The sequence below is a fragment of the Streptomyces sp. CA-278952 genome (assembly GCF_028747205.1).
GTDB lineage: Bacteria > Actinomycetota > Actinomycetes > Streptomycetales > Streptomycetaceae > Streptomyces.
In genome coordinates this window covers 5,941,237-5,962,477 of sequence record NZ_CP112880.1, presented here as the reverse complement: position 1 = coordinate 5,962,477, position 21,241 = coordinate 5,941,237, and the positions used below count along the sequence as shown (strand labels likewise).

The 21,241-nt window shown below is 71.2% G+C and carries 15 protein-coding genes; 9 read left to right on the top strand and 6 right to left on the bottom strand.

Translation table 11 applies throughout. The features are described from left to right. Positions 1-104: 104 nt before the first annotated feature. The gene (locus tag N7925_RS26525; RefSeq protein ID WP_274345376.1) at positions 105-626 is read right to left on the bottom strand and encodes a hypothetical protein; all 522 of its coding nucleotides are present in this window, start codon (positions 624-626) and stop codon (positions 105-107) included. Between the two features lie 726 nt (positions 627-1,352). On the opposite strand from N7925_RS26525, the gene N7925_RS26520 reads away from it, so the two are divergent. Together N7925_RS26520 and N7925_RS26515 are read left to right on the top strand one after the other, a co-directional pair. After that, positions 1,353-4,865, top strand: a complete 3,513-nt coding sequence (locus N7925_RS26520) for an ALF repeat-containing protein (RefSeq protein ID WP_274345375.1) — start codon at positions 1,353-1,355, stop codon at positions 4,863-4,865. 108 nt (positions 4,866-4,973) lie between these two features. Continuing rightward, positions 4,974-5,504 (top strand): hypothetical protein, encoded by a 531-nt coding sequence (locus N7925_RS26515; protein WP_265601925.1) that lies wholly within the window; start codon positions 4,974-4,976, stop codon positions 5,502-5,504. 68 nt (positions 5,505-5,572) lie between these two features. Here the strand turns inward: N7925_RS26515 and N7925_RS26510 are convergent, their stop codons facing one another. Both N7925_RS26510 and N7925_RS26505 read right to left on the bottom strand, forming a co-directional pair. Beyond that, positions 5,573-5,806, bottom strand: coding sequence for a ferredoxin (locus tag N7925_RS26510; protein ID WP_265601924.1), 234 nt, complete (start codon positions 5,804-5,806; stop codon positions 5,573-5,575). After that, positions 5,806-7,275 carry an aldehyde dehydrogenase gene (locus N7925_RS26505; protein ID WP_274345374.1) on the bottom strand — a complete coding sequence of 490 codons (1,470 nt, stop codon included), beginning with the start codon at positions 7,273-7,275 and terminating at the stop codon, positions 5,806-5,808. The genes N7925_RS26510 and N7925_RS26505 overlap by 1 nt, the downstream gene beginning before the upstream one ends. Before the next feature lie 172 nt (positions 7,276-7,447). On the opposite strand from N7925_RS26505, the gene N7925_RS26500 reads away from it, so the two are divergent. The 6 genes from N7925_RS26500 (at position 7,448) to N7925_RS26475 (ending at position 14,752) form a co-directional block, all read left to right on the top strand. Continuing rightward, positions 7,448-8,485: an MBL fold metallo-hydrolase gene (locus N7925_RS26500; protein WP_274345373.1), complete on the top strand. Its 1,038-nt coding sequence runs from the start codon at positions 7,448-7,450 to the stop codon at positions 8,483-8,485. 370 nt (positions 8,486-8,855) lie between these two features. Continuing rightward, on the top strand, positions 8,856-10,106 hold the full coding sequence (locus N7925_RS26495) for a prenyltransferase/squalene oxidase repeat-containing protein (protein ID WP_274345372.1): 1,251 nt from the start codon (positions 8,856-8,858) through the stop codon (positions 10,104-10,106). 95 nt (positions 10,107-10,201) lie between these two features. Next, the gene (locus N7925_RS26490) at positions 10,202-10,915 is read left to right on the top strand and encodes an SCO2322 family protein (RefSeq protein ID WP_274346561.1); all 714 of its coding nucleotides are present in this window, start codon (positions 10,202-10,204) and stop codon (positions 10,913-10,915) included. Beyond that, positions 10,912-12,111, top strand: a complete 1,200-nt coding sequence (locus tag N7925_RS26485; RefSeq protein WP_274345371.1) for an energy-coupling factor transporter transmembrane component T — start codon at positions 10,912-10,914, stop codon at positions 12,109-12,111. Before N7925_RS26490 ends, N7925_RS26485 begins: the two co-directional genes overlap by 4 nt. After that, positions 12,108-13,841 carry an ABC transporter ATP-binding protein gene (locus N7925_RS26480; protein ID WP_265601919.1) on the top strand — a complete coding sequence of 578 codons (1,734 nt, stop codon included), beginning with the start codon at positions 12,108-12,110 and terminating at the stop codon, positions 13,839-13,841. Before N7925_RS26485 ends, N7925_RS26480 begins: the two co-directional genes overlap by 4 nt. After that, positions 13,838-14,752, top strand: a complete 915-nt coding sequence (locus N7925_RS26475) for an ECF transporter S component (protein WP_274345370.1) — start codon at positions 13,838-13,840, stop codon at positions 14,750-14,752. Before N7925_RS26480 ends, N7925_RS26475 begins: the two co-directional genes overlap by 4 nt. 15 nt (positions 14,753-14,767) lie before the next feature. Here N7925_RS26475 and N7925_RS26470 read toward each other — a convergent pair whose 3' ends face one another. Beyond that, on the bottom strand, positions 14,768-15,946 hold the full coding sequence (locus N7925_RS26470; RefSeq protein ID WP_265601917.1) for a steroid 3-ketoacyl-CoA thiolase: 1,179 nt from the start codon (positions 15,944-15,946) through the stop codon (positions 14,768-14,770). A gap of 304 nt (positions 15,947-16,250) precedes the next feature. Between N7925_RS26470 and N7925_RS26465 the strand changes: the two genes are divergently transcribed. Beyond that, a complete protein-coding gene (locus N7925_RS26465) occupies positions 16,251-17,510 on the top strand; it encodes a cytochrome P450 (RefSeq protein ID WP_265601916.1) in 1,260 nt (419 codons plus the stop codon). Between the two features lie 166 nt (positions 17,511-17,676). Here the strand turns inward: N7925_RS26465 and N7925_RS26460 are convergent, their stop codons facing one another. Together N7925_RS26460 and N7925_RS26455 are read right to left on the bottom strand one after the other, a co-directional pair. Beyond that, a complete protein-coding gene (locus tag N7925_RS26460; protein WP_274345369.1) occupies positions 17,677-19,851 on the bottom strand; it encodes a bifunctional glycosyltransferase 87/phosphatase PAP2 family protein in 2,175 nt (724 codons plus the stop codon). A gap of 149 nt (positions 19,852-20,000) precedes the next feature. Continuing rightward, positions 20,001-21,185 (bottom strand): serpin family protein, encoded by a 1,185-nt coding sequence (locus tag N7925_RS26455; RefSeq protein ID WP_274345368.1) that lies wholly within the window; start codon positions 21,183-21,185, stop codon positions 20,001-20,003. Positions 21,186-21,241 lie beyond the last annotated feature (56 nt).

Genomic DNA, 21,241 nt, shown 5'->3' with positions numbered 1-21,241 from the left:
ACGCCGGGCGCACTGACCCACCGGGGATGACGGGACAGCCCTTGGCCGACGCCCACGCAGAGGATTCCGGCCAGTTCCGGCGACCAAAGGGCGAAACCGCGGTGTCAGCCGGTGACGCGCAGTTCCAACAGGACGGCCGGAGGCTGGCCGAGGCCTTCACCCACGCCCCTGAGGACGTTCGCCGGCACATCCACGGTCTCGCTCTTGTCCTCGGCCGTGAGCTCGACACGGACCGGCCGCGACTGGGTACGGATACCGAAGACGTCCGGTACCTCCAATGTGAGGTATCCGTTCGCCGAGGTGGCCTCGAAGCAGACCTCGTCATCCCGGCCGACACCACGGGCCATGACCTTGATCTCGTTGTCGCCACCGTCGCAGGGTGCGAGGACAATATGCCCGTCACCGCGCTTGAGGGTGATACCCCATTCATCGAAGACCTTGTCCGCGCCGGGGTAGGCGAAGTCCTCCACGGCCGAGGGAAGAACATCGGCCGCGACGACCTGGGCACCGGGCGTCGCAGAGTCTTCCTCAGCGGCGTTGGCAACGGCGACGGTCGAGACCCCCAGAATCGTCGCCGTCACGCCGATCGAGCCGACAGTAATCCACTTACGCAAGTGATTAGTCAATTGAAAATTCTTCCTCGCAGGAGAGATCCATGAATGTGACCGCGCCTCATGGCAGACAAAGGTGCGCAACGAAATCTACAACACGAAAGATGCAATGAAGTTGTGAAGATTGTCACACGATGCACACGGAGGGCCACTACACAGAAGATCGCGATCGCTAACCATGGAAGCCGCTGTCCTGCATTTACGACTCTTCACGACGCATTCATGGCATCGCCACAGCAAATCCAAGGGGCCTCCGGTGGCACGACATCGGCGACACGCAGGAGCAAATACAAGGCAAAAGACCTGAAAAATCATCACATAGAAAACAGAACACCCAAAGCATCTTTGTTCATCATTTCTGACCCATAACTCGAACACCGAATGTGGCGGAGTGGTTCGAGCTGACGCCCCATTGGTTGCAACATGCACACTATGGACGAATAGGGTACATTGCGAGATTCTCCTTATCGTGAAGATTTAGCAACCGCAGTCAAGTACGCTCACGGAGCCGAAGTTCGGTAACTGGCAAAACTGGGAGCCAGGGTAGAAATGGTTGCTGATCGCTTGAGATATAAATGGAGAACAGGTGCTGGACTATCCAGCGCGGCAAAAATTCCGACTGGGGCGAATCGCTCGGCACGGGCTGTGTCTCTGGCTCTTCTCATCGCCCTCCTCGTCGGACTGATCGGTTCCGCTCCGGTCTCGGCGACGGAGGCGCCCGCCCCCCTCGACAATGAGGGCTTGAGCAGCGAGCACATACCGGCTACGGACCGCGGCAAGGTCCTGACGTTGTGGAAGGCAGGCGGCCCCGGGGTCAAGGCGGCAGCCGAGGCCGCCCTGCTGGGGACTGACGCGGACGTCCGACGGTTCCTCGACCACGAGAACGCCGTCTCTCAGCTGAGCGATGACCGCGTGGCCACGGTGCAGGTCTTCTCAGCGGGCGGCCGGGCCGTGCGCGAGGCGGCGCAGACAGCCCTGGACGGCACCCCGGCAGAGCTCGACGCCTTCCTCAAGGACGGATGGCAGGCTCCGCTGATACAGGATCAGCGCGTCAACGCCGTGCAGATCCTGAGCGCAGGCGGGCCCGGCCTGCAGCAGGCGGGCCAGGCCGCTCTGGACGGCACGCCCGAGGACGTTCAGCGCTTCATCGTCGAAGGTCAGTTCGCCGCCCGGGACACCGACAACCGCGTCCTCGCCGTGCAGATCCTGAGCACGGGCGGACCGGCGACCAGGGAAGCGGCTCAGGCCGCGCTGGACGGCAGTACTCAGGACGTGGCGGACTTCCTGGAAGTCGGCCAGCACATCGCGCGGTCCCGCGACCAGGAGCAGGCCACCGTCGAGGAACTTGCCGCGCTGGTCCAGGAGGCCGGGCGCCAGGCCAAGGCGGAGAGCGTCGCAGCCAAGGAAGCCTCCGATCAGGCCCTCGCAGCGACCGAACTCGCCAAGGACGCAGCGGAGAAGGCCGCTCTGGAGACCGCCCTGGCAAAGGACGACGCGATCAAGGCGTCGAACGCCGCAGGGCGAGCCGCCGATGCGGCCAGAGGTGCGGCAAAGGCGGCTCAACAAGCCATCAACGCCTCCCGGGCGGCCAACACCTCGGCCCGCATCGCCGCGAACGCCGCGGCCCAGGCCTCGTCGGCCGCCGCCGGAGCGGCCCAGGCCGCCTCCAACGCGCGCAACGCAGCCGCAGCGGCGGCGACCGACGCGACCAAGGCAGCCGACGCGCGCAAGGCAGCCGAAGGCGCACGCGCCGCGGCGAAGGGCGCGGAGACCGCGGGCCTGGCGGCCGACCACGCCGCCAACGCCGCCGACGAAGCGGGCAAGGCGGCTTCGGCCGCCGCGAGCGCGGGCACGAACGCGGACAACGCCGCCACCGCGGCCGCGGCCGCGAGCGGTCACGCCAACGTGTCCAGCGCACAGGCCCAGCGGGCCAGGGATGCGGCTGCGGCCGCCCAGCGGCAGGCGGCCGAGGCCACCCGTGCCGCGAACAAGGCGGTGGACCTGGCCGGCAAGGCCGCCAAGGCCGCCCGCGAGGCACGGGACGCCGCGAACTCCGCGGCCACCCATGCCAGGAACGCGGCCACAGCCGCCGACGAAGCCGCCGATCACGCAGGCGACGCCGCCAAGGCTGCAGCCGAATCGACCAAGCACGCCGGCGAGGCGAAGAAGGCTGCCGACAGCGCAACCGCCGCCGTCACGAAGGCGAGCGCCACGTACGCCCTGGCCCGGGAGCTCGAAGCCGAGGAGCTCGCCGACCGTAAGCACATCGCGATCGAGGAGGCGAAAGCCGCCAAGATCGCGGACAGCGAGCGGTACGCCGCCGGGCAGAAGGCCTCGGCGGATGCCAAGGCCGCCGACGCGGAGGCGCTCCGTCTCGCGTCCCTGGTGGACACCCCCGGGACCGATCAGGCGCAAGCGGCGAAGGCCGCCCGCAAGGTCGGCCTTCATGTCATGAAGACCAGGGGCCCTTGGAGCGTCACGACCGCCGAGATGGCTCTGGCCGGCACGGACGACCAGGTGATCGAGTACATCCGCAAGGGCTGGCAGAAAGCCGCGGAGCAGGACGAGTACGCCCGTACGAACAATCTCGTGTGGGAGTCCGAGTACGCGGCCGTGCGCACCGCCGCCGAGGCGGCGCTCCTCCAAGGCCCCGAGCAGATCAAGGCGTTCCTCGAGACCGGCCAGCACGAGGCGGCCAAGAGCGACTACCGCATCGAGGTGGTCAAGCTGATGAACGGGGCCGGGCCGGGGGTGACCAAGGCAGGCCAAGCCGCCCTCGACTCCGGTTCGACCGACAAACTGAGTGAATTCATCACGACCGGGTTCCACAACAACCGGCGCAGCGACGAGCGTGTTCGTGCCATGCAGCTGTTCAGCACCGGAACCCCGGAGCTGAAGACTGCGGCCGAGGTGGCGCTGGCCGGATCGCCCGAGATCCTGCATGAGTTCATCGAGGTCGGGCAGTACCGGGCCAAGCGTAAGGACCAGCTCACGGCGACCCACGTGTCGCGGGTACAGGGCTTGATCGCCGGCTCGGCGCGCATCGCCGCGAAGGCGCAGCAGGACGCCGCTCTCGCCGCAAAGGTGGCTGCGGAGGCGCGCAAGGCCGCGGCCGATGCGGCCGAGTACGCCAGGCAGGCCCAAGCCTCGGCGGACAAGGCCACGGACTACGCCAAGCAGGCCGACGCCCACGCGGACAACGCGGAGAAGTCCGCCGCGGACGCGGCAGCCTCCGCGAGGACCGCGCGCAACGCCGAGGCCAGTGCGCACAACGCCGCCCGGGAAGCGAACAGCTCAGCCGCTCGCGCGGAGAACTCCGCCGCCGCAGCGCAGAACTCCGCGAGCGAGGCCTGGGCATCAGCGGACGCGGCCCGCGCGTCCGCGACCGAGGCGGGCAAGGACTCCGCAGCCGCCCAGAAGGCGATGGACGAAGCTCTGGACATCGCCTTCTGGAAGATGCAGGAAGAGATCCGGCAACTCCTCAACGACGAGGTCGCCAAGCAGGAGGAGTGGGACCTCTTGGCGGAGGATCAGGCTTTCGAGGACCACATGAAGAAGCTGGAGGAGATCGACTGGGGCAAGGTCCTCTCCGAAGGTGGCCACCTTGGCCTGGACATCCTCGGCCTGATTCCAGGTCTCGGTGAGCCCGCAGACCTCGTCAACTGCCTGTGGTATTTCGGTGAGGGTAAGAAGATGGACGCAGGTCTTTCCTGCGCCGCCATCGTTCCTGTGGCCGGCTGGCTGGCCACGGCTGGAAAGGGCGGAAAATGGGTCACCAAGGCCGACGGCTTCTTCAAGAAGCTGTTCTCCAAAAACCCGGTGTTCGCCGTATGCGCCGCGCCGAAGTCCTTCGCCCGCGCGGCAGCATTCCCGTGCCCTGTTGAATTCGAAAACCTCGGGAACGATGTGTTCCGCTCTCCGTCCGGCCTGATCTATATGCGTGAAAACTCCGGCACGCACCGTATCGATCACGTCATGAACCACACCAGGCCCGGCCCCCCCGACAAGCCGTTGCACGGCATCTTTGTGCAGAAGGACCAGCGCAAGCTCCTGAGGCTCGTGGACGATGCCTGGCGGAAGAGGGGCGCAGCAAAGAAGGTGGGCAAGAACAACGTCTACGCGGTGGAGTACGGCGGTGCGATCGGCGAAGGCGGAGAGCGTTTCGTGTGTATCGTGACTCGGGGCAAGAACAAAATGCAGAGGGTCATGAGCGCATATCCCTCCATGGATGCCACGTGCCCCAAGGGCAAGTGAGCAGGCAATAGGAAGAGCGCGAAACCGGCCGTGTTCACGGGGCGAGAGGCAACGTCTCCTCTCCCCCGTGAACACGAGCTCGCTGTCAAGAAATAGGGAGAACATCTCATGCTGCCCGCCGAAGTTCTTCGCTCGCTCCTGGAGAACGCCGACGACCCGCTCCACCTTGAGCGTCCCGCAGATTTCGACCTGCAGAAATCTGCCCGCCGATTCGCCGCCCTTACCGGTGCAATGGAAGATCGGTTCGGTCCCGCCTGCGACAGTGGCCTCTATCAGGACGCCAGTATCTACGGTGAGGTGGAGATCTCGGAGGAAATTACCGGGACAGGCCGGCCCCTGTGGGTCCAGATGAGCAACTTCGGCGGCTTCGTCACTGCGGGGACGGGGCCCTGGACGGAGCCCGGTCCGACCGAAGGCATGACGGATCAGTTCGTTGAGTGGCTCGATGCCACGTGCGTGGCCGCGGACTGTGTATTCGTCCCGCTGGACCTCCTGCTGGAGCCGTACGACGGGCCGTCTCTTCTGGAGGAGGCCTACGCCGACGAGGTTCTGTCAGCCTTGGCGACGGACGAGGACGGGGACGACGGGGAGCAGACGCTGCCCGTCGTATGGGTCGATCGGTACTTCAACTTGGTGTAGGAACGTTTCGACGCCGCCGGGAAGGGGCATCGGGCGGCATCGCGCCCCCCACGCCGCTCTCCTCGCCCTCACTCCTCCGGCGGAAAGACCACCTCCCCCGACCCCGCCAGCGTCAGCGTGATCGCCTCCACCGGGCAGCCCTCCGCCGCCGCGAGGAGTTGTTCGTTCGCGTCGCAGTCCCCGTCCGTCGGGTGGGACTGGCGGGCGGAGTCCAGGTGGAAGCCGTCCGGAGCATGGTTGACGCACATGCCGGAGCCGATGCAGACCGAGCGGTCGACCTCCACGTGCCAGCGGTCGCCCATCACGCCTCCCGGTAGCCGGCGGGCAGGTGGATCATCTTGTGCTCGAAGAACTCGCCGTAGCCCTCGGGGCCGAACTCGCGGCCCAGGCCGGAGTTCTTGTAGCCGCCGAAGGGGCCGAGCATGTCGAGGCTGAAGGTGTTCACGCTGTACGTGCCCGTGCGGACCCGGCGCGCCACCTCGATGCCGCGTTCCGTGTCGGCTGTCCAGACGCTGCCGCTGAGGCCGTACGGGGAGTCGTCGGCGATGCGGACGGCCTCGGCCTCGTCCTCGTAGGGGATCAGGCAGATCACCGGGCCGAAGATCTCCTCGCGGGCGATGCGCATGGAGTTGTCCACCGAGCCGAAGAGGGTGGGTTCGACGTACCAGCCTCGCTCCTGGGACGGAGGGCGGTTGCCGCCGGTGAGGATCTTGGCGCCCTCCTCCTGGCCCAACCGGATGTAGTCCAGGGAGCGTTGTTGTTGGCGGCGCGCTACCAGCGGGCCCAGTTCGGTCGTGGGGTCGAGGGGGTCGCCCACGCGCAGGGCTCCGGCCGCTGCCGCGAAGGCTTCCGCTATCTCGTCGTAGCGGGAGTTCGGGGCCAGGATGCGCGTCTGGGCCACGCACGCCTGGCCGTTGATCATCCAGGCGAAGGGGACGATGCCCGCCACCGCCGCCTCCAGGTCGGCGTCGGGGAGGACGATCGCCGCCGATTTGCCGCCCAGCTCCAGGGTGACGCGGGTCAGGTTGCGGGAGGCCACCTCCATCACGCGGCGGCCGGCCGCCACCGAGCCGGTGAAGGAGACCTTGTCCACGTCCCGGTGGCCCACCAGGTATTCGCTGACCTCCCGGCCGGCCGGGAGGATGGAGAGGACCCCGGGCGGCAGACCCGCCTCCGCCGCTATCTCCGCCAGGAGGTAGGCGTCCAGAGGGGTTTCCGGTGAGACCTTCAGGACCGCCGTGCAGCCCGCCAGCAAGGCCGGGGCCAGCTTGGCGGCGGCCGTGAACTGCGGGACGTTCCACGGGACGACCGCGGCGACCACGCCGACCGGTTCGCGGCGGACCAGGAGGGGGCCGAGGACGCCGTCGCGTCGTTCTTCGTACGGGAAGTCGCGCGCCACTGTGATCGCCGAGTCCCAGACCATCATCGCGGCCAGCGCCTGCACCATGACGCTTGAGCTGTACGGGGTGCCGTTCTGGGCGCTGATCAGCCGTGCGAACTCCTCGTGCCGTACGGCGAAGGCGTCCTTGATCCGAGTGATCACCGCGATCCGCTCGTCCAGGCCCATCCTCGGCCAGGGGCCCTCGTCGAAGGCGCGGCGGGCGGCGGCGACCGCCCGGTCCACATCGCCCTCGGAGGCGTGCGGCACGCGGCCGATGACCTGTTCGGTGTGCGGGGAGATCACCTCGATGACCTCGGTGCCGAGCGGATCGGTGAACTCCCCGCCGATGAACAGTTGTCCGTGTTCCACAAGCTCCGTAAGTTCCGTCATGGCTGTTGCCTCCCGCGCACCCTAAACTGACTGTTCGTCAGAACTGATACCAGTTCTCGTTCGAGGAGTCCACGGCGCGGACCGTACGCAGGGGGCGGATAGTTGGCAGACCTGGGCTGCCACTGGAACGAGTTCTCGTTACAGTGGTAGCCGATACGGAGATGGGGAGCCCATGACGCAGGTGACCGACCACGGCGGAGGCGTCCACAGCATCAAGGTCCCCATCCCCGACAACCCGCTGGGCCACACCCTGGTCCACCTCGTCGACACCGACCGGGGGCCGGTCCTCATCGACACCGGCTGGGACGACCCGGCCTCCTGGGAGACCCTGGTCGCCGGGCTGACCGCCCTCGGCACCGCCGTCGCCGACATCCACGGCGTCGTCATCACCCACCACCATCCCGACCACCACGGTCTCTCCGGCCAGGTCCGCGAGGCGTCCGGGGCCTGGATCGCGATGCACGAGGCCGACACCGCGATCGTCCGGCGCACCCGGGAATCCGAGCCCGGCACCTGGCTCGACTACCTCACCCGCAAGCTCGCCGCCGTCGGCGCGCCGGAGGAGCACCTCGCCCCGTTGCGTGCCGCCCGCAGCGGAGGGCGGCTGCGGACCCTGCCGGGTCTGCGCGCCGCCCTGCCCGACCGGGAGATCGTGCCCGGCGAGCTGCTCGACCTCGCCGGGCGGCGGCTGCGGGCCGTCTGGACCCCCGGACACACCCCGGGGCACGTCTGTCTCCATCTGGAGGAGCGGCATCCGGCGGACCTGGCGGGGCACGGGCGGCTGTTCTCCGGGGACCATCTGCTGCCCGGGATCAGTCCGCACATCGGGCTGTACGAGGACCCCGACGACACGACGGTCACCGATCCCCTCGGCGACTACCTCGCCTCGCTGGAGCGGATCGGCCGCCTCGGGGTCGCCGAGGTGCTGCCCGCGCACCAGTACGCGTTCACCGACGCGGAGGGGCGGGTGCGGGAGCTGCTGGCCCACCACGAGGAGCGGCTGACCGGGCTTCTCGTGCTGCTCGCCACGCCTCTCACCCCGTGGCAGCTCGCGGAGCGGATGGAGTGGAACCGGCCCTGGGAGCAGATCCCGCACGGCTCGCGGTCCATCGCCGTCTCCGAGGCCGAGTCCCATCTGCGGCGGCTCGTGAAGCTCGGCCGCGCGGAGGCCGTGCCGGGCGGGCCCCCGGCGACGTACATCGCCGTCTGACATCGCCGTCTGACATCGCCGTCTGGTCACCTCCGTGGCGCACGCCCCGGCGACGTACGCCGCCGTCTGATCACCGCCGTGGCGCACGCCCCCGGTCGTGCCCCCGGCCACGCCCCCGTCCGCCGGCTGCGGACCGGTAGAGTGGGCAGGTCGTCATCATGCCCGTACAGGGGGAAGCCGGTACGCATCCGGCGCAGTGCCCCAGCCGTGACCCGTCCGCCCGACGGCAGCCGGACCGCCCGCCGCGGAGCGTGACCGGCTCGGGCCACCGGAACCCCGGTGGCCGGCACCGTCGAGGCATACGGGGCCGGAGCCCGGGGACCTCGTGTGCCCGGGGAGTCCGGCCCTCGCAGGAGAGGCCCAGCCAGCCATGACCGTACGCCGCAGCGCAGCCGCGCTCGCGACCACCGCCGTGCTCCTGGGCGCGGCCGCACCTGTAGCGGTCGCCGCGCCGAGTCCTTCCCCGTCGGCGGAGCTGCCGGCCGGGCTCTACGGCACCACGGACCCCACGTACGACGGGGTGTGGCGGCAGTCGCTGGCCTTCCTCGCGCAGAAGATCGAGTACGTCACGCCGTCCACCGCCGCCGTCGACTGGCTGGTGGGCCAGCAGTGCGACAGCGGGGCGTTCACCTCGTACCGCGACGCCTCCAAGCCCTGTGACGCCTCCACGGTGATGGACACCAATGCCACCGCCGTCGCCGTGCAGGCCCTCGTCGAGATCAACCAGCGCCGCGACGACGCCAACAACGGGGCCGACTGGCTGAAGTCCGTACAGAACGAGGACGGCGGCTGGGGCTACAACCCCGGCAGCCCGAGCGACGCGAACTCCACGTCCATCGTCATCGGCGCGCTCGCCCGGACCGGTGTCCCGGTCAACGAGCTCACCACCGCCGACGGCAGCACCCCGTACACCGCGCTCCAGTCGCTGGCCATCCCCTGCGGGGACGAGGACGGCGGCGCGTTCGCGTATCAGCCGGGCAAGAAGGGCGAGCTGGCCGCCAACCTGGACGCCACTGCGGCCTCGGTGCTCGGCCTGATGGGCAAGGGCATCGCCTCCGGCACGTCCAACGCGGTCAAGGACCCCTCCTGCACGAAGGGCGACGACCTCAGCCCGGAACAGACCGCCCAGAACGGCTCCTCCTTCCTCGCGGACACCCTGAAGAAGTCGCCGTACCTGGAGCAGCCCCCGATGCCGGGCGCCGAGAACACCGAGCCGCAGCCCGACTACGGCAACACCGCGGACGCGGTCGTCGCGCTCGCCGCCTCCGGGCACACGGACAAGGCCGAGGCCTCCGTCGCCTGGCTGCAGAAGAACGCCACCGGCTGGGCGAAGCAGGGCGGCCCGGCCGCCACCGCACAGCTGATCCTCGCGGCGCACGCCACCGGCGCGGACGCCCGCAGCTTCGGCGGCGTCGACCTCGTCAAGCAGCTCAACACGATGGGCCCCGCCCCGGCCGCCACCGCCCTCCCCTCGCCCACGCCGACCGGCCCGCAGCCCTCCAGCGGAACCGACAGCGACGACAGCGGGCTGAGCCTGGGGTGGCTGATCGGCATCGGTCTCGTCGCGGGGGCGGGCATCGGCTTCGTGTTGAGCATGCGCCGGAAGAAGCAGCAGCCGTGAGCCGTACGACGGTCCCGGCGCGACCGCGGAACCCCGCTGCCGCACGGCTTCGGAACCCCGCTGCCGCACAGCTTCGGAACCCAGCCGCCGTACGGCTGCGGAATCCTGCCGTCGCCCGGCTGCGGAATCCTCTCGTCGTCCTGCTGGCCGCCCTGGTCGCCGCCTCGGCCGTCCTCCTCGGCGCCGGCAGCGCCGAGGCCTCCGGTTACCGCTACTGGTCCTTCTGGGAGGGCAACGGCAAGAACTGGGAGTACGCCACCCAGGGGCCGTCGCTGCTTCGCCCGGACGACGGTGCCGTCCAGGGCTTCCGGTTCGCCGTGAGCGAGGATGCGGGCGATGCCGCACAGCCGCGCCGCGCCCCCGACTTCGGGGCGATCTGCGCGGACACCCCGGCGAAGGACGGGCAGAAGCGGGTGGCGCTGGTGATCGACCCCGGTACGGCGGCGGACGCCCCTGACGGGGAGAGGCCGCCCGCCCCGCGCACGGCGTGCGCGCAGGTCGCACCGGACGCCAGCAGCGCGGAGGCGCTCGCCGCGGTGGCGAAGCCGCTGCGGTACGACAGCAGCGCCATGCTCTGCGCGATCTCGGGCTACCCGAAGTCGGGCTGCGGCGAGCAGGTGTCCGGCGAAGACGGCAGCGCGAAGCCGCCCTCGCCCGTGGAGACGGGCGACGCGTCGCAGCCTGCCGACGACTCCGGCGACGGGTCCTCCGAGGGCGCCGGCGGTCCGTCCGTCGGGCTCCTCGTCGGCATCGGCGCCGTCCTGCTGCTGGGCGTCGCCGCCGTGGTCCAGGCCCGCCGCCGCCGGTGACCGCCTCCCCCGCCCCGGCTCCGGCCCGGCTGCTGCGCCGCGCCCTGCGCGCCCCCGAGGCGGACCGCGGCAACGCGCTGCCCGCCGGGGCGTGGTGGCTGTGGGCGCTGGGTCTGGCCACCGCCGCGTCCCGGACGACGAACCCCCTGCTGCTCGGGCTGCTGGTCGGAGTGGCGGGGTACGTGGTGGCGGCGCGGCGGACGGATGCGCCGTGGGCGCGTTCGTACGGCGCGTTCATCAGGCTCGGGCTGTTCGTCGTGGCGCTGCGGCTGGTGTTCTCCGTTTTCCTCGGGTCGTCGATCCCCGGCTCTCACACGGTGTTCGTCCTCCCCGAACTGCCGCTGCCCGACTGGGCGCAGGGCGTGCGGATCGGTGGCCGGGTCACCGCCGAACAGCTGGTCTTCTCGCTGTACGAGGGGATGAAGCTGGCCGCGCTGCTGATCTGCGTCGGCGCGGCGAACGCGCTGGCCAACCCGGCGCGGCTGCTGAAGTCGCTGCCGGGTGCGCTGTACGAGGCGGGGGTCGCCGTCGTGGTCGCGATGACGTTCGCGCCGAACATGGTGGCCGACGTGGTCCGGCTGCGCACCGCGCGCCGGCTGCGGGGGCGGCCGACCGGAGGTGTGCGGGCCGTGGCGCAGATCGGGCTGCCGGTGCTGGAGGGGGCGCTGGAGCGGTCGGTGGCGGTGGCCGCGTCGATGGACGCGCGTGGGTACGGGCGTACGGCGCAGGTCCCGGCCGCCGTCCGGCACACGACGAACGTCCTCACCCTGGGCGGGCTGCTCGGGGTGTGCGCCGGCACGTACGGGCTGCTGGCCGCGCAGGGGGCGGTGTACGGGCTCCCGTTGCTGCTGGCCGGGCTGGTCACGGCGATGGCCGGGCTGCGGCTCGGCGGGCGGCGCTCGGTGCGCACCCGGTACCGGCCGGACCGGTGGGGCGTTCGGGCGTGGCTGGTGGCGTGCTCGGGTGCGGCGGTCGCGGCGGCGATGATCTGGGCGGGCGCGGTGGATCCGGACGCGATGCGCCCCGGCGTCGTACCGCTGACCGCGCCGGTGCTGCCGCTGTGGCCCGCCGCGGCGGTGCTGGTCGGGCTGCTGCCCGCGCTGGTCGCCCCCGTGCCGCCGTCCGCGTACGGGACCGGGAAGCCGCCCGCGCGCGGGACCGGGAAACAGGCTCGTATCGGCAAGGAGCAGGCGTGATCAGGTTCGAGCGGGTCTCCGTGCGCTACGAGGGCACGGAGCACCCCACGCTGTCCGACGTCGATCTCACGGTCCCCGAGGGCGAACTCGTCCTGCTCGTCGGCCCCTCCGGTGTCGGCAAGTCGACTCTGCTGGGTACGGTCTCCGGGCTCGTCCCGCACTTCACGGGCGGGCTGCTGTCGGGCCGGGTCACGGTGGGCGGCCGCGACACCCGTACGCACAAGCCCCGCGAACTGGCCGATCTGGTCGGCACGGTGGGCCAGGACCCGCTCGCGCACTTCGTCACGGACACCGTCGAGGACGAGCTGGCGTACGGCATGGAGTCGCTGGGTCTCGCCCCCGACGTGATGCGCCGCCGGGTCGAGGAGACGCTCGATCTGCTGGGCCTGGCCGAGCTGCGCGACCGGCCGATCGCGACCCTGTCGGGCGGCCAGCAGCAGCGGGTGGCGATCGGTTCGGTGCTCACCCCGCACCCGAGGGTGCTGGTGCTGGACGAGCCGACCTCCGCGCTGGACCCGGCGGCGGCCGAGGAGGTCCTCGCGGTGCTCCAGCGGCTGGTGCACGACCTGGGCACGACCGTGCTGATGGCCGAGCACCGGCTGGAGCGCGTGGTGCAGTACGCGGACCGGGTCGTCCTGCTGCCCGCCCCGGGCGCCGCCCCCGTGATGGGGCCGCCCGCCGAGATCATGAAGGTGTCGCCGGTACGGCCGCCGGTGGCCGAGCTGGGACTGCTCGCGGGCTGGGACCCGCTGCCGCTGTCGGTACGGGACGCCCGGCGCGGGGCGGGCGGGCTGCGGGAGCGGCTCGCGGAGGCGTCGCCGCCCGTGCCCCCGGAGGCGCCGGGGATGCCGGAGGCGCCGTCCGGCCGGTCCGTCGCGCCCCCGCCCGTGGCACACGCCCCCCGGCCCGGCAGGTTCGCCCGGCTCCTCGGGCGTGGGGCCGACGCCCCGGCCGCCGCCCCGGTCGCCGATCCGGTCACCCGGGTCGACGGGCTCGGGGTGCGGCGGGGCCGGGTCGAGGCGCTGCGACGGGTGACGCTTACCGTGGCCCCGGGTGAGACGGTGGCCCTGATGGGCCGCAACGGGGCCGGCAAGTCCACGCTGCTCGGCGCGCTCGTCGGCATGATCGAGCCCACCTCGGGCACCGTGCGCGTCGGCGGCCTGGCCCCGGCCCGGACGGACCCCCGGGCGATGGTGCGCCGGGTCGGCCTCGTACCGCAGGAACCGCGCGATCTGCTGTACGCGGACACGGTGGCCGCCGAGTGCGCCGCCGCCGACCGGGACGCGGGCGCGGCGGAGGGTTCCTGCCGGGCGCTGGTGTCGGAGCTGCTGCCGGGCGTCGCGGACGACACCCACCCCAGGGACCTCTCCGAGGGCCAGCGGCTCGCCCTGGCCCTGGCGCTGGTGTTGACGGGCCGGCCGCCGCTGTTGCTGCTGGACGAGCCGACGCGTGGTCTGGACTACGCGGCGAAGGCCCGGCTCGTCGGGGTGCTGCGCGGTCTGGCGGCCGAGGGGCATGCGATCGTCCTGGCGACGCACGACGTGGAGCTGGCGGCCGAGCTGGCGCACCGGGTGGTGATCCTCGCCGAAGGGGAGGTCGTCGCGGACGGCCCGACCGGACAGGTGGTGGTCTCCTCGCCCGCGTTCGCCCCGCAGACGGCGAAGATCCTGGCCCCGCAGGAGTGGCTGACCGTGTCCCAGGTGCGCGGCGCGCTGGAGGCGGGCGTATGAGCGAGAAGGAGGCCGGCGTTCGGGAGCGGGCGGCCCGGCCGGTGCGGCTCGGGCCGAAGTCGGTCGCCGTGCTGCTGCTGACCGGGGCCGTCGGTGTCGTCGCCTTCGGGTGGCCGCTGCTGGCGGACGCCGGGTCCGGGCTCGCGCACGCGAAGGACGCGCCCTGGCTGTTCGCGGCGCTGCTGCCGCTGCTCGTCGCGGTGGTGGTGGCGACGATCTCCGAGTCCGGCATGGACGCGAAGGCCGTCGCGATGCTCGGGGTGCTGGCGGCGGTCGGGGCGGCGCTGCGCCCGCTCGGCGCCGGGACGGCGGGCCTGGAGCCGATGTTCTTCCTGATGGTGCTGAGCGGGCGGGTGCTGGGCCCCGGATTCGGCTTCGTGCTCGGTTCGGTGACCATGTTCGCCTCGGCGCTGCTGACGGGTGGGGTCGGGCCGTGGATGCCGTTCCAGATGCTGTCGATGGGCTGGTTCACCATGGGCGCGGGGCTGCTGCCGGGAGCGGACCGGCTGCGCGGGCGGGCCGAGCTGGCGATGCTGGCGGTGTACGGCTGCGTGGCGGCGTTCGCGTACGGCGCGGTGATGAACCTCCAGGGCTGGCCGCTCCTCACCGGTCTCGGTTCGGGAATCTCGTTCGACGGGAACGATCCGCTCCACGAGAACCTGGTGCGGTTCCTCGCCTACTGCGCCGCGACCTCGCTGGGCTGGGACCTGGGGCGGGCGGTGCTGACGGTGGTCCTGACCCTCACGCTCGGCCCGACGCTGCTGAAGGCGCTGCGCCGGGCCACCCGCCGCGCCGCCTTCGACGCGCGCGCCGTGTTCGGTGAGCCGGAGGAGCCCGAGAGGCAGCCCGGGAAGCAGTCCGAGGAGCAGGCCGGGAAGCAGGCCGATGGGGCTTCTCCGGGCTCACCGTGAAGTGCCGTTACGGGGTCACAGCCGCTGAATGATCGTGCCCGTCGCCAGGGCCCCTCCCGCGCACATCGTGATGAGCGCGAACTCCTTGTCGCGGCGTTCCAGCTCGTGCAGGGCCGTGGTGATCAGCCGGGCTCCCGTCGCTCCGACCGGGTGGCCCAGCGCGATCGCGCCGCCGTTGACGTTGACCTTCTCCAGGCCGTCGAGGTCCGCCTCGAACTCCTGCGCCCAGCTCAGCACCACCGACGCGAACGCCTCGTTGATCTCGACGAGGTCGATGTCCCGCAGCGTCATGCCCGCCTTGCCGAGCACCGCCCGGGTCGCGTCGATCGGGCCGTCCAGATGGAAGTGCGGGTCGGAACCGACGAGGGCCTGGGCCACGATCCGGGCCCGGGGCTTGAGCTTCAGGGCCCGCGCCATGCGCTTGGAGGACCACATGATCGCGCAGGCCCCGTCCGATATCTGCGAGGAGTTCCCGGCGGTGTGGATCGCGCTCGGCATGACGGCCTTGAGCCCGGCGAGCGCCTCCATCGAGGTGTCGCGCAGCCCCTCGTCCCGGTCGACGAGCCGCCACATGCCCTGGCCGGCCGCCTGCTCCTCCTCGGTGGTCGGGACCTGGACGGCGTACGTCTCGCGCTTGAAGCGCTCCTCCGCCCAGGCGGCGGCCGCCCGCTGCTGGGAGAGCAGCCCGAGCGCGTCGACCCGCTCCCGGGTCAGGCCGCGCTTGCGGGCGATGCGTTCGGCCGCCTCGAACTGGTTGGGCAGGTCGACGTTCCACTCGTCGGGCCAGGGCTTTCCCGGGCCGTGCTTGGAGCCGCTGCCCAGCGGCACCCGGGACATCGCCTCGACGCCGCAGCTGATGCCCACGTCGATGACCCCGGCGGCCACCATGTTGGCGACCATGTGGGAGGCCTGCTGCGAGGAGCCGCACTGGCAGTCGACGGTGGTGGCGGCGGTCTCGTACGGCAGGCCCACGGTCAGCCAGGCGGTGCGGGCCGGGTTCATGGACTGCTCGCCGGCGTGGGTGACGGTGCCGCCGACGATCTGTTCGACGCAGTCGGCCTGGATGCCGGTGCGGCCGAGAAGTTCACGGTAGGTCTCGCCCAGCAGATAGGCGGGGTGCAGATTGGCGAGTGCGCCTCCGCGCCTGCCGATGGGCGTGCGTACGGCTTCGACGATGACGGGTTCCGCGGCCATGAGCTCGTCCTCTCCTCGCGCTTCCGCAGGGGGCGTCCCGGCGCCCACGGAAGGAACTAGTACGCGTTCTAGTTCTGCTAGCAGTCTCGTGACGGCAACCCGGCTGCGCAAGGGGCGTGCACACACCGCGCGCACGCCCCTCCGGCGGTACGGCGGCCCGTACTGACGCCCGGGGCAACGGATCCGGCCACGACTCTTGCCACTTGTAGAACTCGTTACTACCTTGCGGGCAACTTCTGATGGAGCGTCAGACAGTCGTGGCCGTCGGACGGTTCGCCGACTGTTCCGGAGTGGAGAGGTGCCCATGCGCTGCCCCCATCTGCCCGACGGGTTCGACTTCACCGATCCCGACCTCCTGCAAGCCCGCGTGCCCCACCCGGAGTTCGCCCTGATGCGGGAGACCGCGCCGGTCTGGTGGTGCACCCAGCCCCGCAACATCTCCGGGTTCGGCGACGAGGGCTACTGGGCCGTCACCCGTCACGCGGACGTCAAGTACGTCTCCACGCACCCCGAGTTGTTCTCCTCGAACACCAACACCGCCGTCATCCGCTTCAACGAGACGATCAGCCGCGACCAGATCGACGTCCAGAAGCTGATCATGTTGAACATGGATCCCCCGGAGCACACCCGGGTCCGCCAGATCGTCCAGCGCGGCTTCACCCCGCGCGCGGTGCGCTCCCTGGAGACGGCCCTGCGCTCCAGGGCCCGCTCCATCGTCGAGACCGCTCTGGCGTCCGCCGACGCCGACGCCGGCGGCTCCTTCGACTTCGTGACCAACATCGCGGTGGAGCTCCCGCTCCAGGCCATCGCCGAGCTCATCGGCGTACCGCAGGAGGACCGTTCGAAGATCTTCGACTGGTCCAACAAGATGGCCGCGTACGACGATCCGGAGTACGCGATCACCGAGGAGGTCGGCGCCGAGGCGGCGATGGAGATCGTGGCGTACTCGATGAACCTGGCGGCGGCCCGCAAGGAGTGCCCGGCCCAGGACATCGTGAGCCAACTCGTCGCGGCGGAGGGCCAGGGGAACCTGTCATCGGACGAGTTCGGGTTCTTCGTGATCCTGCTCGCGGTGGCCGGGAACGAGACGACCCGCAACGCGATCAGTCACGGCATGCACGCCTTCCTCACCCACCCCGAACAGTGGGAGCTCTACAAGCGGGAGCGCCCGAAGACCACGGCCGAGGAGATCGTGCGCTGGGCGACCCCGGTCGTCTCCTTCCAGCGGACCGCCACCGAGGACCTGGAGCTGGGCGGTCAGCGGATCAGGAAGGGGGAGCGGGTGGGGCTGTTCTACTCCTCGGCCAACAACGACCCCGAGGTGTTCGACGGACCGGAGGCCTTCGACATCACCCGCGACCCCAACCCGCACCTCGGGTTCGGGGGCGGCGGCCCGCACTTCTGCCTGGGCAAGTCGCTGGCCGTGATGGAGATCGACCTGATCTTCAACGCCATCGCCGACGTGCTGCCGGACCTGCGACTCCTGGAGGACCCGCGGCGGTTGCGTTCGGCCTGGCTCAACGGGATCAAGCAGCTCCAGGTGACGACGGTCGCGGCCACCTGACACCGGCCGTCCGGGGCCGTCCGGGGCCGTCGGGGGCCGTCGGGGGCCGTCCGGGTGGCGGGACGTACGCGGCGATCCGTGCCGAAGGGGTGCCGGGACGGTTTCCGCCGTCCCGGCACCCCTTCGGTCTGCTGCTGTTTCGGCCTACTGCTGCTTCGGCATGCTGCTACTTGCCGCCGACTTTTTCGGCGGGTTCATGCTCCGGTACGGGGGCGGATTCTGCCGTCTCCATGACCTCGGCCGATTCCGTCGCTTCGGCCGATCCGGTGGCTTCGGTGGCCTTGGCTGCTTCGGAGGCTTCGGCCGCCGGTGGCTCCGCCGGTTCCGTCGCCGTCCCGGTCAACCGCTCGTGCCCGGTCACGAGCTTCCGCGGCCCCGACAGCAGATATGTCAGCCCGAAGCCCATCGCCACGACGAGTGCGCCGCCGGCCGCGTCGAGCACCCAGTGGTTGGCGGTGGCCACGATCGCGGCGATCGTGAACAGCGGGTGCAGCAGGCCGAGCGCCTTCATCCAGAGCCTCGGGGCCAGCATCACGATGACCACACCGCACCACAGCGACCAGCCGAAGTGCAGCGACGGCATCGCCGCGTACTGGTTGGTGACGGTGGTCAGCGTCCCGTAGTCGGGCTTCGCGAAGTCCTGCACCCCGTGGACGGTGTCGATGAAGCCGAGGCCGGGCATGAGCCGGGGCGGGGCCAGGGGATAGAGCCAGAAGCCGACGAGCGCGAGCAGCGTGGCGAAGCCGATGGACGAACGGACCCAGCGGTAGTCGGCGGGGCGGCGCGCGTACAGCACACCGAGGATCGTCAGCGGGACGATGAAGTGGAAGGTGGAGTAGTAGTAGTCGAAGAACTCACGCAGCCAGGTGATCTGCACGACCGTGTGGTTGACCCAGTGCTCGATGTCGATGTGCAGCCACTGCTCGATGGCGTGGATCTGCCGGCCGTGTTCCTCGGCGAGCGGGCGGCCCGCCCTGGCGGCGAGGCGGACCTGGGCGTAGGCGTCGTAGACGACCCGGATGAGCAGGAGTTCCAGCAGCAGGTTGGGGCGGGTGAGGACCCGGCGCCAGAACGGCAGGAGCGGCACGCGTCTCCAGCGCGCGGCGACCGGTTTCGCGTAGTCGGTGGGGACCGGGTGCTGCCAGTACGGCGAGGTGCGGGGCACGAACGGGGCGAGGCAGGCCGCGCCGAGCGCCACGAGGAGCAGCACGTTGTCACGCACCGGGAAGAGCGCCTCGATGTTCGGCAGCAGCATCGTGCCCGGCAGGGTGACGACCAGCAGCACCACGGACGGCCAGACCAGCCGGTCGGAGGCCCGCTTGCCGACCTTGCCGACGACCGCGAGAAGCACCCAGAGCAGCTGGTGCTGCCAGGCGGTCGGCGAGACGGCGACCACGACGCAGCCGGTCACGGCCACCGCGAGGAGCAGCTGCCCGTCCTGCGCGTACCGCACCGCGCGCCGCAGTCCGACGACCACGACGGCGGCGGCGAGCACCAGGAACAGGGCGATCTCCACGGGGCCTTCGAGGCCGAGCCTGAGCAGCGCCCCGTGCAGGGACTGGTTGGCGAGGCTGTCCGGCCGCTCCCCCAGTCCGGCGCCCGCGGGATGGTGCACCCAGTACGTCCACGAGTCCTTCGGCGCCGCCGCCCAGGCCGCGGCCGTGGCGAGGGCGAAGGTCGCGCCCGCGCTCAGCGACGCCTGCCGTCTGCCGGTCAGCCAGAGCAGGACGGCGAAGAGCAGCAGCACCGGCTGGAAGGCGGCGGCGAGACCGACGAGGACGCCCGCCGCCCGGTGCTCCCGGACGACGAAGCAGGCCAGGAGCACCAGGAGGACGGGCAGGATGCTGGTCTGGCCCAGGTGCAGGGTGTTGCGGACCGGCAGCGACAGCATGAGCAGGCTGATCGCGACGGGGGCCGCGAGCAGGGCCGTCCGGCGGCCCACCGGCGAGGGCAGGGCCCGGGCCGCGACGACGCCGAGGGCGACGACGAGCAGCAGGGACCCGAACGTCCACGCCACGCCCAGGGCCTCCTGGGCCGACGCGGTGAGAGGTTTCAGGACCAGCCCGGCGAAGGGCGTGCCGGTGAACCGGCCGCTGTCGTACAGCGAGCCCGTCACGTGCAGGACGCCGTTCTCCCCGGTCCAGGTCTCCAGATCGAGGAGCCGCTCCCCCGATGGCTGCCGGAGCACCACCGCCACCTGCCGTACCGCCAGCACGGCCACGACCAGCCAGAGCAGGGCCCGGATCAGCCCGGCCCTCCCCCCTCCCGTGTCCGTCGCCGCGTCACCGCGCACACTGTGATCCGCATTCACCACGCTGCGCCGACCCTCCCACCGTTCCATGCATCTCCCCTTCGAGTGGGGGCATGCCGGATGAAGCCTCGCATTGCCCTACGAGGTAGACACAATCAACCCCCTCTTTGCCTGACTGTCATCCTGCTTCGGTCCGGAAGAAGTCGTCCGTGGGGATGACGGGAGACTGCTGACAGGTCTCAGGCGTCCGGGTCGGCGGGGGCCTGGGCCTGCCAGGCGGTGAACAGCGGGGTGTCCTTAAACCCGGCCAGCACGACGACGCCGAAGGGGCGGTCGAAGGCGATGTGGTGCACCCGCTGCGGCCCGGGGGCGGCGCCCGGCCGCATCGCGACCACCGCCACGGCTGCGGCCTCCACCCCCTCCTCGGCGATCTTCAGCACGGCTTCCTGGACCACGGCGGAGATCGCGAGGGGTTCCGGCGAAAGGCCGGAGAAGTCGGCGGCGTCGGAGGTGGCCAGCCGTACGCCGAGGGCGGGCAGGTGATCGGTGACGGGGACCCGGGTCCGCAGGGCGAGGCGCGGCAGCCCGATGGTCACCCGGTCGGCGTCCAGCGGGGCTCCCACGCCCCGGGCCGCCCAGCCCACGGGCAGTACCCGGCCGGCCCCGGCCCCCGGCTCCCCCAGGACGAGGCGGACCCGCGCCCCGGGGCCGCCGCCCGGTTCCCTTTCGCAACGCAGCTCGACGACGTGCGTACCGTCGACCGTCCAGGCGTCGGCCGACGGCACGTCCTTGATCATGGTCGGCACCGGGCCGACCGTCCCCGCCGCGTCGGTGAACAGCAGGTTCCGGGTCCGCCGTCCCTCGAACGGCTCCTCCCAGCGGGCCTTCAGCGCCAGGACGTTGACCAGCGCGAGCAGGGTCGCGTCGGTGATCTCCAGCGGCAGCCGCTCGATCAGCCCTCCGGTGGCCTCGCGGACCCAGGCGTCGACGGCCGCCGGGTCCATCGGGTCGAAGCGGACGTCCGGCAGCGCCTCCTGGTACGCGGGAAGGACGGGCACCCGGCTCCAGACCCGGGTGGCCGCGCCCAGCGCCCCGGTCCGGGCCAGCTCGCGGGCGACCGCCGTGACGGCCGGCGCGGCCTCCCGGTCCGCGGTGCCGAGGAGGGCCCGCAGCTCGGCCGCGGTCGCGCCGCGCGCACCGGCGGCCACGGCGGCCAGGGCGAGCCAGAGCCCGGCGGGCGAGCACACGAAGCCGGTGCCCGTCCCCGTACCGCCGGGGCCCTCTCCGGCTGCCATGCCGTCCCGTATCCAGCGCTCGGCGAGGCTCTGGACGGCTCCGGTCGTGGTCGCGGCGTCGGTCGTGCTCGCGGCTCCGGTCGTGCTCGCGGCGTCGATCGCGGCGTCGGTCGCGGACACATCAGTCATTACTGCCCCCTACAGGTAAATCGCGTCGTCGTTCGGCCGTGCGGCAGCAAGAATGT